Raw genomic sequence first — 12,185 nt, forward strand, 5'->3', positions numbered from 1 at the left:
GTCCTGCCTGCCGGATCATCGCTGGTTGCATCTTTGGACGCAAAACTAAGATACCGCCGGGGGCAGGGCAACGGCTTTTGCCGCATTGGCCTTTTACTCGCGCGGTGATCTGCTAAATGGCAATAGGACAGACGAGGCAAGAGGGCAGTATGGCCGACCGTTTCCGTATCACTCTGGCGCAACTGAACCCCACTGTGGGCGACATTGAGGGCAATACAGCCAAAGCAGTTTCCGCGTGGGAGCAAGGCAAAGCAGCCGGTGCTGATCTGGTAGCTTTCCCCGAGATGTTCATCACCGGGTACAACACGCAGGATCTGATCCAGAAGCCAGTGTTCCACCGTGCGGCCATGGCGGCGGTCGAGGCGTTGGCCAAAACATGCGCAGACGGACCAGCGATTGCCATTGGCGCGCCTTGGGCGGAAGAGGACAAGTTGTTCAACGCCTACCTGATCCTCAAAAACGGACGGATCACCAGCAAGGTCTTGAAACATCATTTGCCGAACGAAACCGTTTTTGACGAAGTGCGTCTGTATGATGCCGGTCCGCTGGGTGGGCCGTATTCGGTTGGGAGCTTCCGAATTGGCAGCCCGATCTGCGAAGATGGGTGGCATCCGGACGTGGCAGAAACGCTCGAAGAAACCGGTGCCGAGTTTTTGCTGATCCCCAACGGCTCGCCCTATTTCCGCGACAAGTATGACGTGCGCCTGAACCATATGGTGGCACGTGTGGTCGAAACGGGTTTGCCACTGATTTACCTGAACATGGTGGGCGGGCAGGACGATCAGGTCTTTGACGGAGCCAGCTTTGGCCTGAATCCGGGCGGAGAGCTGGCCTTCCGGCTGCCTGTTTTTGACGAAACCGTCTCACATGTGGACCTGGAGCGTGGTGACGATGGCTGGCTGATCGCGCCTGCCGAAATCATTCCCCAGCCTGATGTGTGGGAACAGGATTACCGCGCTATGGTGCAGTCGCTGCGCGACTATATGGGCAAGACGGGTTTCAAGAAGGCGCTTCTTGGTCTGTCCGGGGGCGTCGATTCTGCGTTGGTGGCGGCCATCGCCGTCGATGCCATCGGGGCCGACAACGTGCGCTGCGTGATGTTGCCGTCGGAATATACCAGTCAGGCGTCCCTGGACGATGCGGAAGCCGTCGCCAAGGCATTGGGCGTGCATTATGATTTTGTGCCGATTTCCGAAGGCCGTGCTGCGGTCACAAATACTCTGGCGCCTTTGTTTGCAGGGCTCGACGAAGGGTTGACCGAGGAAAACATTCAGTCCCGTCTGCGTGGGCTGCTGTTGATGGCGATCTCGAACAAGTTTGGTGAAATGCTGTTGACCACCGGCAACAAGTCCGAGGTCGCGGTGGGCTATGCCACGATCTATGGGGATATGAACGGCGGCTATAATCCGATCAAGGATCTGTACAAAACCCGCGTGTTTGAAACCTGCCGTTGGCGCAATGCCAATCATCGCGACTGGATGATGGGCCCTGAAGGCGAGGTGATCCGCCCGTCGGTTATCGACAAACCGCCAAGTGCGGAGTTGCGCGAAGATCAAAAGGACAGCGACAGCTTGCCCGATTACCCGGTGCTGGACGGTATCCTGGAGATTCTCGTCGATCAGGATGGCTCAATCGCCGACTGCGTCGCTGCCGGGTATGACGACGCCGAGGCCCGGCGGGTTGAACATCTGATTTACATCAGTGAATACAAACGGTTCCAGTCTGCCCCCGGTACGCGCCTCAGCAAGCGGGCGTTCTGGCTGGATCGACGCTATCCAATTGTGAATCGTTGGCGCGACCGGAGCTGAATACCATGGGCTCTGTAGCTCATCCGGAAACAGTGGATTAACAATATTTTTATTGTAGCCCATTCGTGACAAATTGGGTTTGATTTGAAGAGGTTACGGCTGCCTCAAGCTTGCCTGTGCGACATTTTTCTGCCACATTTTTGCTTGGAAGTTGCCCTATGTAGGGCGGGTGCGACGCATTTTAACTGGTACGCGTAGATTTGGTTTGCGGTACGAGCGACGCATCCTGGGTGGAATGTCTGAGTGAACGGTGTGGTGTAAACATGTACAAGGAATATGATAGATCGCTTCATGCACCTTTGAAATGGCGGTCAATAAAGTCGCAACCGCAAAAAATGGATGAAGAAAAGCTGGACGCGGCCATTGCCAATTTAATGGAGGAACAGCGAGAACTGGATGAGCTTGCTGCGCTCAATTACCGAACCGAGTTTCCGAGATTGCTGCCGCAAAAGGAAGTGACAACTCAAGCGACATCCAAACAAAACGGGCTGTCCGCGATCCTGCGCCAGAAATGGGCGGAATTGTCCGGCGCGGCCTAAGACGCTTTTCGCTGACACTGATTTCGGCACCTGAGCCACAGGTGTCGAAAATACTGCAAGAACGCTCGCAATTCACATTGCTTATCCACGGTAGGCAGGTCTCCATACTGGTCCAAGCGACCGAATAAGACCTGTTGATGACCGCACCCAAACCGACCCCCGTCGAATCTGATCTGGCCCTGCCTAAACTTGTGGATGTTGTTGTCATTGGCGGCGGCATCATCGGCGTTTCAACTGCATTGGAACTGGCTGAACGCGGCGCTTCTGTACTTTTATGTGAAAAGGGTCAGATCGCAGCCGAGCAGAGTTCGCGCAACTGGGGTTGGGTGCGTCTTGGTATGCGAGACCCAAGGGAAATTCCCCTGATGCAAGAGGCGTTGCGCATTTGGCAAACGCTGGACGAGCGTTTGGGGCGCGAAACAGGCTATACCCAATCCGGCATCCTTTTTGGGGCCTCTGGCGCAAGAGATGCAGCCAACCTGCAAAAGTGGATGCGACATGTTGAGGGCTTGCAGACCGGGGCTCGGATGGTGTCCGGCGGTGAGCTTTCCGATTTGCTGCAAGGGCATCAAACGGGTTTGCAAACAGCGCTTTACATGCCGCAGGACGGTCGGGCCGAGCCGCAATGGGCTGTTCCGGCCATAGCCGAGGCTGCACGAAACCGGGGCGCAGTGATCATGACGCAATGCGCCGTACGAAGTTTGGATATTCAAGACGGGCGTGTCTCGGGTGTCTTTACAGAGCGTGGAAAGGTGGCCTGCGACCGGGTTGTCCTGGCAGGTGGGGCTTGGTCACGGTTGTTTGCTGGCAACGCGGGCGTCGAGCTGCCGCAACTCAAGGTTCTGAATACGGTCCTGCGCACATCCCCCGTGCAAGATGGGCCCGGACCCGCGTTGTGGTCCGACGATTTTGCGGTCCGCAAGCGCGCTGACGGCGGCTATACCATTGCGTCTGGCCACGAGAACACAGTGGACATCGTGCCTGACAGTTTCCGGCTTGCGAAGCAGTTCCTTCCTGCCTTTGCGCAAGAGTGGAAATCTCTGCGTTTTCGCTTGTCCAAACGCTGGACGATCGAAGCGCGACACGATCGGCGATGGTTGCCCACCGATGTGACGCCGTTCGAACAGTGCCGAATTTTGGACCCTGAGCCATCGCAAAAGGTGTTGCGACACGCTTGGGACAGCGCCTGTAAAGGGTTCCCGGCACTGCTGAACAGCGAAGTTGTGCAAAGTTGGGCTGGAATGATCGACGTTACGCCGGATGCGATTCCGGTGATCTCAGGTGTTGATGAGTTGCCGGGCCTATTCATTGGCACAGGATTCTCTGGCCATGGATTTGGCATTGGCTCAGGTGCCGGGCGATTGATCGCCGATCTCGTTGCTGAAACGACGCCTTGCGTGGATCCGACCGCGTTTCGCCTGTCGCGTTTCACCGACGGTTCGAAAGTGCGGCCGGATCCGGGGTTTTAGTGGCTTAGCCCATCATCTGATAGCTGACCGGAACAAAGCGGAAGCCTTCGCCGCGTGTCTCTACAAAGCCAGCGGCTGGAAACGGCATGTGATAGCCGATCATCGGCACCTTATCTGCGGCCAGCATTCCCAGAACATTACGCCGCGATGCAGTCGCAGCTTCTTTGTCGGCGTCAAAGCTAAAGCCCCATTCAGGGTGGGCAAAGGACCAGACATAGTGGTTGGCCAAATCGGCCGTTAGAACCAGCCGCTGACCGTTGCTTTCCAGATGGAAAACCGTGTGGCCGGGCGTATGTCCATAAGCAGCGATGGCCGTGATTCCGGACGACACTTCGCCCCCGTCCTCGATAAAGCTCATCTTTTCGGCCAATGGCGTGACCTTGGCCGCGACCATGTCGCCGACACGGTTTCCTGCCTCCATCCCGGACCAGAAATCGTATTCGGACGATGCGGTGACATAGCGTGCATTCGGGAAGGTCGGCGCGTCGTCGGTGGTCATGCCGCCAATGTGGTCGGGGTGCATATGAGTGATGACAACCACGTCGATCTGATCGGGCGTGACGCCCGCATCGGCCAAAGCTGTCTGAATGCCGCCCTGACCCAGGCCGGTGTCAAACAGAACAAGTTCGGATCCTGTATTGACCAGCGTTGGGGTGAAGAAGAACTGCGCCACGTCGGGTGAGATGAAGTTTTCGGCTGATACTTTTGCGAAATCTTCATCTGACACGTCCTGGCCAAACAGCGCTTTGGCGTCATCGCGCGGGACGCTGCCGTCCAGCAATGTGGTGACAGTGAAATCACCCAGAGCAAACGATCTGGCGATGGTTGATTTCGCTTTGGTTTCGGTTCCCGCGGCCAAAATTGGCGTAGCGGCAGAGGCAAAAGGTAAAGCCGCTGCCGCACCAAGTGCAGCCCGGCGGGTCAGTTTGATAGTCATTTTGGGGTCTCCCTGTCAGTGCCAGCAATTCTTTAGATAGGTCTGAAGTGTAGTCTTGCCACCTGACGTTGCTGTGAACAGGTCTGTTGACTGGACAAATCGCCGATCCTGTGACAAGAGCCGCGCCAACAGGAGACATCCATGACAACCACCCGTTTCGCCCCGTCGCCCACCGGTTACATCCATGTGGGCAACCTGCGCACCGCCCTGATGAACTATCTGATCGCCCGCAAGGCTGGCGGTACATTCATCCTGCGTATTGACGATACTGATCCCGAGCGCTCGAAGGAAGAATATGTCGATGCCATCAAGCAGGATCTGGAGTGGCTGGGTCTGCATTGGGACAAGGTTGAACGCCAGTCGGACCGTCTGGACCGCTATGCCGAAGCTGCCGACAAGCTGCGTGAGATGGGTCGTTTCTATGAGGCGTTTGAGACGCCGACCGAGCTGGACCTGAAACGCAAGAAGCAACTGAACATGGGCAAGCCACCGGTCTATGACCGGGCCGCGCTGAACCTGTCAGATGCCGAAAAAGACGCCCTGCGCGCCGAACGTGGCAACGGGGTATGGCGCTTCAAGCTGGATCATGAGCGTATCGAGTGGAATGACGGTATTCTGGGCGACATCTCGATTGATGCTGCTTCGGTGTCTGACCCAGTGCTGATCCGTGGTGACGGCCAGGTGCTCTATACAATTGCGTCCGTTGTGGACGATACCGAAATGGGTGTGACCGATGTGGTGCGGGGCTCGGACCACGTGACCAACACCGCTACGCAGATCCAGATCATCGAAGCGCTGGGCGGACAGTGTCCCCGTTTTGCCCACCACTCGCTGCTGACCGGCCCGCAGGGTGAGGCCCTTTCGAAACGTTTGGGCACGCTGGCGTTGCGCGACCTGCGCGAACAGGGCGTGCAGCCGATGGCGTTGCTGAGCCTGATGGCGCGTTTGGGGTCATCTGACCCGGTTGAGTTGCGCTCGGACATGGCGGAATTGATTGAAGGGTTTGATGTGAACCGGTTTGGTGCGGCGCCGACCAAGTTCGACGTGCAAGACCTGTTCCCGCTGACCGCCAAGCACCTGCAATCGCTGCCGCTGGCAGATGTAGGTGATGCGGTGGCGGATGCTGGGGTTCCAGCTGACTTGGCAGAACCCTTCTGGGCCATGGCGCGCGAAAACATCACAACTCTGGCCGATCTGAAAGGCTGGTGGGAACTGTGCCGCGATGGGGCCGAGCCTTTGATTGCCGATGAAGATCGCGAGTTTATTGCCGAAGCGATCGCTTTGCTGCCCGACGGCCCGTTTGATGGCGAGACGTGGGGTGCTTGGACCAAAGCGGTGAAAGAGGCGACAGGCCGTAAGGGCAAAGGTCTGTTCATGCCGCTGCGCAAAGCCCTGACCGGGATGGAGCGGGGTCCGGAAATGGCGGCTCTGCTGCCCTTGCTGCAAGTGATCCGCGCACGGGGCTGAGCGCCCCGTACCGAAAAGATGTAAGCTTAGAATTTGAAAGAGGCAGGCAGTTCGTCTGCCTCTTTTTGTTGGTTTGGCTGGATGATCTTTACCGATGCGCGCTCCAGGCGATCATCTACAAATGCTGTCTCGTCAGGTTTGAGCTGTTGGTGGCGGGGATATTTCGGCTCGGCCCGGTCATTCACAACAGGCGCGTCCCAGCCGTCGGTTGTGGCAAAGAACCGGTCCACACCGTCTTGTCCAAACGCCCTCAGATATCCCTGCACTACCACATCGATGTAACTGAGCAGCAAGGGATGGTGATTGCTGGGCGCGGTGTGCCGGTCATGGGGCACCGCATAAACCGCGATTTCGACATCATGTGTCAGGGTGTGTGAAATCGAATCCGTTGCCGGAACCCGGTCATAGGCCCATTCCCGCTGATCCAGTGCGGCCCAGTCGTTTTTGGGCACATGGGCGATCATGCCTTCGATCTCGGACTCGGGGTCGGGAATTGCGGTCAGGAACGCGACCGGACGTAAGTCGGTATGGCGCCACGCCCGTTTCCAGCCTTTCAATTTTGCCGGGCGCGGGTCGGGAAAATCATGGGTGGCGAGGTTCACAAGGCTGCCATAGCCAAAGAAATAGGGGTCAGGCATGGATAAGGCGTCCTTTTGATCGATTGATGTATGTCAAACCGCTTTTTTCCCGGACATGCAATAAGGCTGCATCTTGAATTCAGGGAGGCCCTCATGCGGATTACCAAACGGACGAATATCGCCGTGCGCCTGTTGATGTATTGCGCAGCGCATCCGGACAGGTTGGTCACGAAGGCGGAAATTGCCGAGGTGTGCAACATCTCGGAAAACCATCTGGCACAGGTGATCAATCAACTGAGCCAGTTGAACTATCTGAGCACGCAGCGGGGGCGCAATGGTGGCATGTCCCTGGCGCGTCCGGCGGAAGAAATTCGGATCGGTGCCGTTTTCCGGCATGTCGAAGGGGCCTTGCCCATTGCCGAGTGCTTTGCGGATGCGGACAATACCTGCCCCTTGACGGATGCCTGCCGGTTGCGGCTGGCGCTGCAGGATGCGGCTGAGGTGTTTTACGCCTCTCTCGATGAAGTTTCGCTGGATGCCTTGGTCTGTGACAATGATCCGTTGCTGAAACTTCTGCAGCCCGTGGCCTGTGTGCGCTGAGTTCAGTCGCTGGCGCGCAGGATACGGGCTGGTCGGGCCGAAAGCGGACGTAGCGCAAAGGCAAGACCTGCGCAAAGCGTGACGCCGATCCCGGCCAGAACAATGCCGAGGGCCGAAGACCAGATGATCGCAAAATCCGTCTCGAATATGTAGGTGGCAACGGCCCATCCGCCCAGAATGCCAACCAGCAAGGCGACGCAGCCTGCGGCGGCCCCCAACAAGACAGAGCGCAGGCCAAAGCTGCGCAGGATGCGGCCCCGGTTGGCCCCGAGGGTTTTCAGGATGGCCGCTTCGTATCTGCGGGCAGGTTCGCCTGCCGCTGCCGCTCCGATCAAGACCAGAAACCCGGTTAGCAAGGACACACCTGCGCCGTAAGAAGTGGCGACGGCGATGCCGGCCAGCAGGCCCGAGACACGGTCGATGGCATCGCGTACGCGAATGGCCGTGATGTTGGGGAACTGGCCGGCGAGATCCCTGAGGATGGCAGCCTCGGCCTGCTCTTCTGCATAGACAGTGGCGATGAAACTGTGCGGTGCACCGGACAGTGCAGAGGGGTTCATCGACATGATGAATCCCATGCCTGCGGTTGAAAAATCCACTTCGCGCAGGGATGTCAGTTCTGCCGTAATGTCGCGACCAAGGATATTGACGGTCAGTTGATCGCCAAGTTGCAGGCCCATTTCGGCGGCTTCTTCTGCAGCAAAGCTGACCTGAGGCGTGCCCGAGTAATCCTCGGCCCACCACTCCCCGTCGGTTACGTTTGCGTTTGCCGGAGGTTGGGCAGAATAGGTGACACCACGGTCTCCTTCGAGCACCCAATGATCACCAGCCACATCACGGGCAGGGCGGCCATTGATCTGCGTGATGATCCCGCGCAGCATTGGTGCACTTTCGATGCGGCTGACAGCAGGGTCCGAGTTCAGGCGATCGGTAAAGCCTGGCATCTGGTCCTTCTGGATATCGACGAAGAAATACGAGGGCGCTACGTCCGGCAGATTGCCTGAGATCGCGTTGCGCAGCGTGCCGTCAATCTGTCCAACTGCGGCCAGAACCGACAAGCCCAGACCAAGCGACAGAACCACCGAGCCTGCGCCTTCACGCGGGTCTGAAATTGCGGACAGGGCCCATCGTAGCGCTGGACGTCCACGTGCCAGAGGCGCTCCGGCCCGGGCCAGTTTGCGAATCGCATAGGCTGAGAGGGTCAGCAAAACCAACGCGCCCACAAGCCCGCCGCTTGTCCAAAGAGTCAATTGAGTGGATCCGCTGAACCAGGCGGCAACGGTGACAAGCAACACAAGTCCAATTCCTGTGGCAACGACGTAGATCGGGCGTGGGATCGCTCGGGCCGTGCTCAGCGCATCGCGAAATAGGGTTGCGGCCCGCACGTCTTCGGTTCTGGCCAATGGCCAAAGCGTGAACAGAAATGCGGTAAGCAACCCATAGATTGCGGCCTCGATCAGTGGTTGCGGATAGAGAGAGAATACTGCCGGAACCGGCAACTGGCTTTCCAACAGAGGTGCCAGAAGCAGCGGAGCCAGCCCACCCAGCGCCAGGCCGATCACGATTCCGATGACCGACAGCACGCCGATCTGAAGCATGTAGGTTTGAAAAATCGTTGCGCGATCGGCACCCAAGGTGCGCAGGGTCGCAACGGTTTCCGTTTTTTGGGTCAGATAAGCGCGCACGGCGGCAGAAACTCCGATACCACCTACGGCAAGGCCCGACAGACCAACAAGGACGAGAAAGGCGCTGAGGCGGCCGACAAACTCGGAAATACCGGGGGCACCGTTGCGCGCATCGCTCCATCGCATTCCCGTGCCGTCGAAGGCTTTGTCAGCTTCGGCGGCGATTTCGGAAAGAACAATCGTGTCTGGCAGGTTCAATCGGTATTTGGTCGAAAACAAAGTACCGGGTTCCAACAACCCGGAGGTCTGTAGCGCCTCGGTTCGAACCAATGTGCGCGGTCCAAGGCCAAACCCATCTGCCGCGCTGTCGGGTTCGTTCACCAGTGCGGCTGTCAGGACAAATTCCTGCGTCCCAAGCTTGAAGCGATCACCAACAGTCAGCCCAAGCCGGTCGATCAGTACGCGCTCCATTATCGCTCCGGGCAAACCGGATGTCCCGTTCAGGGCGTCATCCAGTGCAATGTCAGGATCCAGCCTGACCGAACCAATCAAGGGGTACGCAGTGTCGATGGATTTCACTTGCGTCAGTGCGCGCTCCGGTCCGTCGGCGCGGGGTACAACAGCCATCGAGCGGAAATCGACGATCTCGGACACTTGTTCGGCTGTTTGCTGCATCCAGGCGCGCTCTGCCTCGTCGGCAAAGCGATAGGTGAACTCAAGCTGGGCGTCGCCGCCCAAAAGCGAAGCACCTTCCTGCGCCAATCCGGTTTGAATGGCTTGCCGCACCGACCCGACGGCTGCGATTGCGGCGACACCGAGAGCCAGGCAAGCCAGAAAGATCCGAAATCCCCGCAAGCCGCCGCGTAGCTCGCGACGGGCGAGCCGCCCTGCCAGCCGCAGGCTCATTCGGCGGCCTGCTGTCGGGTTTCGTCCGCGATTCTGCCATCGCGCAAACGAACGACCCGGTCACAGCGTTCCGCCAGAGAATGGCTGTGTGTCACAAGAACCAGGGTCGCCTCGTATTTCTGGCGCAGTCCGAACAGCAGATCGACAATCGCGGCACCGTTGGTTTCGTCCAGATTCCCGGTCGGTTCGTCCGCCAACAAGATCTTGGGACGCGGCGCTGAGGCACGGGCAAGGGCCACCCTTTGCTGTTCACCACCCGACAATTGCGCCGGGTAATGATCGCGCCGATGCGATAGCCCAACGGCGTCCAGCTCAGCCTCGGCGCGGTCGAATGCATCCTTTTCACCGGCCAGCTCCAGCGGGGTTGCCACGTTCTCCAGCGCTGTCATGGTCGGGATCAGGTGGAAATTCTGAAACACCACGCCCATGTTGTTGCGTCGAAAGCGGGCCAGTGCATCTTCGTCCATGTTGGTCAGGTACTGACCCAGCGCGGTGATCTGCCCACTGGTCGCTTGTTCCAGCCCACCCATCAACATCAGCAGCGAGGATTTGCCCGACCCGGACGGTCCAATCAGGCCGAGTGTCTCACCCTTGGTCACAGACAACGTAATGTCATGCAGAATATCGACCCGTCCGGCATTGCCATCCAGAGACAAAGCAGCATTTTGGAGAGTGAGAACGGCAGATGTCATGGGTTTACCCGATTCAGGAGCGGTCATTTGGGATATGGAGCGATCACCTCATTGCGCAAGGCTTTGATGACAGGTCTGTTTATCTTCTGCGGTTTCACGGCCACAGCCGAGCAAGTGGTGATTGCCGCCTTGGGGGATTCGCTGACGCAAGGCTATGGGCTGGTGGAAGAAGACGGGTTTGTTCCACAGCTTGACCGTTGGCTTGAGGGTCAAGGAGCAGATGTGCAGGTGATCAATGCCGGAGTCTCGGGCGACACAACGGCGGGTGGGGCCGCACGGGTGGAATGGACCCTGACACCGGACGTGGATGGAATGATCGTTGCCTTGGGCGGAAACGATCTGCTGCGCGGGATCGATCCTGCCGTCTCGCGGGCCAATTTGAGCAAGATACTTGAGGTTGCACGGGCGGGGGATGTTGCCGTTCTGCTCGTTGGCATGCAGGCCCCCGGCAATTATGGGGCCGATTACAAGCGGGCCTTTGACGCCATGTATCCCGAATTGGCTCGGGACTATGAAACCTTGTTCGTCAGCAGTTTCTTTGAAGGGCTCGCAGCCGAGGGTGATCCCGGCGCAGTGTCGCAATTCATGCAGGCCGACGGCATTCATCCAAACGCGGAAGGGGTCGCCCGGATCGTGGATGCGCTGGGCCCGTCGGTTCTGGAGCTTGTTGGGCAGGCAGCGGCCCCCTGAGTTTGATCAGACGACCGTGACCACTGTTCCGATTGGGACGCGATTGTACAAGTCAATGACATGTTCGTTGAGCATCCGGACGCACCCGTTTGACACTGCATGACCAATGGTTTGCGGCTGCGTTGTTCCGTGGATGCGGAAATACGTGTCGACACCGTTCTGGAACAGATACAGCGCCCGCGCACCCAGAGGGTTATCTCCGCCACCGGGTTGGACATAGTCATTGTCCTTGAATTTTGCGTAGGCCACCGGGTCGCGTTCGATCATCTCGTCGGTGGGGCGCCAGGTCGGCCATTCCTTTTTCACGGCGATCGTCGCCGTCCCGGTGAACTCCAATCCCGCCTTACCGACCCCACAGCCATAGCGGATCGCCTTGCGAGGCTCAGTCACGTAGTAAAGGTAGAACGAGCGCGGGGCGACAAGTAGCTGTCCGGGCACGAATTGCTTTTTGATGCGCACGAATTGCGGTGTCGGATCATACTCAACCGCTTTCTTGGCGCTGGCGATTCCCGGCAACAGGCTGGCAGCTGTTCCGGCCAGAAAAACACGGCGTGTAAACATCAAGAACCCTCATCGAATGACCAATGAAACTTTAGAACAGTTTCAGTATGATATGATATTTGGTCAATTCTGGGGCAATCATCACGTGGTCGTGATGTGTTCCGTCCGCCACGCAGGCGAGCGGGAAGGAAAGGGCAAGGCCATGCCTTACCCTTAGACTGGCTTAGGCCAGCTGGATGTTGTCGGCGCTTTCGCGACCGTCACGACCAGCGCGCAGCTCATACGTGACCTTCTGGTTGTCGGCCAGACCGGTCAGGCCCGAGCGTTCGACGGACGAGATGTGAACGAAGATGTCTTTGCCGCCATCTTCGGG

The 12,185-nt window shown here is 58.2% G+C and carries 12 protein-coding genes; 6 read left to right on the top strand and 6 right to left on the bottom strand.

Going from position 1 to position 12,185, the window contains the following annotated elements; genetic code table 11:
- Positions 1-149: 149 nt before the first annotated feature.
- The 3 genes from AC2FNU_RS08770 (at position 150) to AC2FNU_RS08780 (ending at position 3,816) form a co-directional block, all read left to right on the top strand.
- Positions 150-1,808, top strand: coding sequence for an NAD+ synthase (locus AC2FNU_RS08770; protein WP_496787267.1), 1,659 nt, complete (start codon positions 150-152; stop codon positions 1,806-1,808).
- Between the two features lie 335 nt (positions 1,809-2,143).
- On the top strand, positions 2,144-2,347 hold the full coding sequence (locus AC2FNU_RS08775; protein WP_496787272.1) for a hypothetical protein: 204 nt from the start codon (positions 2,144-2,146) through the stop codon (positions 2,345-2,347).
- 137 nt (positions 2,348-2,484) lie between these two features.
- Positions 2,485-3,816: an NAD(P)/FAD-dependent oxidoreductase gene (locus AC2FNU_RS08780; protein WP_496787274.1), complete on the top strand. Its 1,332-nt coding sequence runs from the start codon at positions 2,485-2,487 to the stop codon at positions 3,814-3,816.
- A gap of 4 nt (positions 3,817-3,820) precedes the next feature.
- Here the strand turns inward: AC2FNU_RS08780 and AC2FNU_RS08785 are convergent, their stop codons facing one another.
- The gene (locus tag AC2FNU_RS08785; protein WP_496787279.1) at positions 3,821-4,753 is read right to left on the bottom strand and encodes an MBL fold metallo-hydrolase; all 933 of its coding nucleotides are present in this window, start codon (positions 4,751-4,753) and stop codon (positions 3,821-3,823) included.
- A gap of 141 nt (positions 4,754-4,894) precedes the next feature.
- Here AC2FNU_RS08785 and gltX point away from each other — a divergent pair, with 141 nt between their 5' ends.
- Positions 4,895-6,220 carry a glutamate--tRNA ligase gene (gene gltX / locus AC2FNU_RS08790; protein WP_496787285.1) on the top strand — a complete coding sequence of 442 codons (1,326 nt, stop codon included), beginning with the start codon at positions 4,895-4,897 and terminating at the stop codon, positions 6,218-6,220.
- Positions 6,221-6,246: 26 nt separating this feature from the next.
- Here gltX and AC2FNU_RS08795 read toward each other — a convergent pair whose 3' ends face one another.
- On the bottom strand, positions 6,247-6,858 hold the full coding sequence (locus tag AC2FNU_RS08795; protein ID WP_496787288.1) for a gamma-glutamylcyclotransferase family protein: 612 nt from the start codon (positions 6,856-6,858) through the stop codon (positions 6,247-6,249).
- Between the two features lie 93 nt (positions 6,859-6,951).
- Here AC2FNU_RS08795 and AC2FNU_RS08800 point away from each other — a divergent pair, with 93 nt between their 5' ends.
- Positions 6,952-7,398 (top strand): RrF2 family transcriptional regulator, encoded by a 447-nt coding sequence (locus tag AC2FNU_RS08800; RefSeq protein WP_171093544.1) that lies wholly within the window; start codon positions 6,952-6,954, stop codon positions 7,396-7,398.
- Between the two features lie 2 nt (positions 7,399-7,400).
- Here AC2FNU_RS08800 and AC2FNU_RS08805 read toward each other — a convergent pair whose 3' ends face one another.
- Together AC2FNU_RS08805 and AC2FNU_RS08810 are read right to left on the bottom strand one after the other, a co-directional pair.
- A complete protein-coding gene (locus AC2FNU_RS08805; RefSeq protein ID WP_496787293.1) occupies positions 7,401-9,929 on the bottom strand; it encodes an ABC transporter permease in 2,529 nt (842 codons plus the stop codon).
- The gene (locus tag AC2FNU_RS08810; RefSeq protein ID WP_496787297.1) at positions 9,926-10,621 is read right to left on the bottom strand and encodes an ABC transporter ATP-binding protein; all 696 of its coding nucleotides are present in this window, start codon (positions 10,619-10,621) and stop codon (positions 9,926-9,928) included. Before AC2FNU_RS08810 ends, AC2FNU_RS08805 begins: the two co-directional genes overlap by 4 nt.
- 66 nt (positions 10,622-10,687) lie before the next feature.
- Between AC2FNU_RS08810 and AC2FNU_RS08815 the strand changes: the two genes are divergently transcribed.
- A complete protein-coding gene (locus tag AC2FNU_RS08815; protein WP_496787300.1) occupies positions 10,688-11,311 on the top strand; it encodes an arylesterase in 624 nt (207 codons plus the stop codon).
- A 6-nt stretch (positions 11,312-11,317) separates the two neighbouring features.
- Here AC2FNU_RS08815 and AC2FNU_RS08820 read toward each other — a convergent pair whose 3' ends face one another.
- Together AC2FNU_RS08820 and AC2FNU_RS08825 are read right to left on the bottom strand one after the other, a co-directional pair.
- Complete coding sequence (locus AC2FNU_RS08820; protein WP_171647348.1) at positions 11,318-11,872, bottom strand: L,D-transpeptidase; 555 nt, start codon at positions 11,870-11,872, stop codon at positions 11,318-11,320.
- Positions 11,873-12,035: 163 nt separating this feature from the next.
- Positions 12,036-12,185, bottom strand: a 150-nt coding sequence (locus AC2FNU_RS08825) for a cold-shock protein (RefSeq protein WP_496787305.1), incomplete at its 5' end; no start/stop codon positions are given.

This window comes from Ruegeria sp. BHSB064, assembly GCF_059613205.1.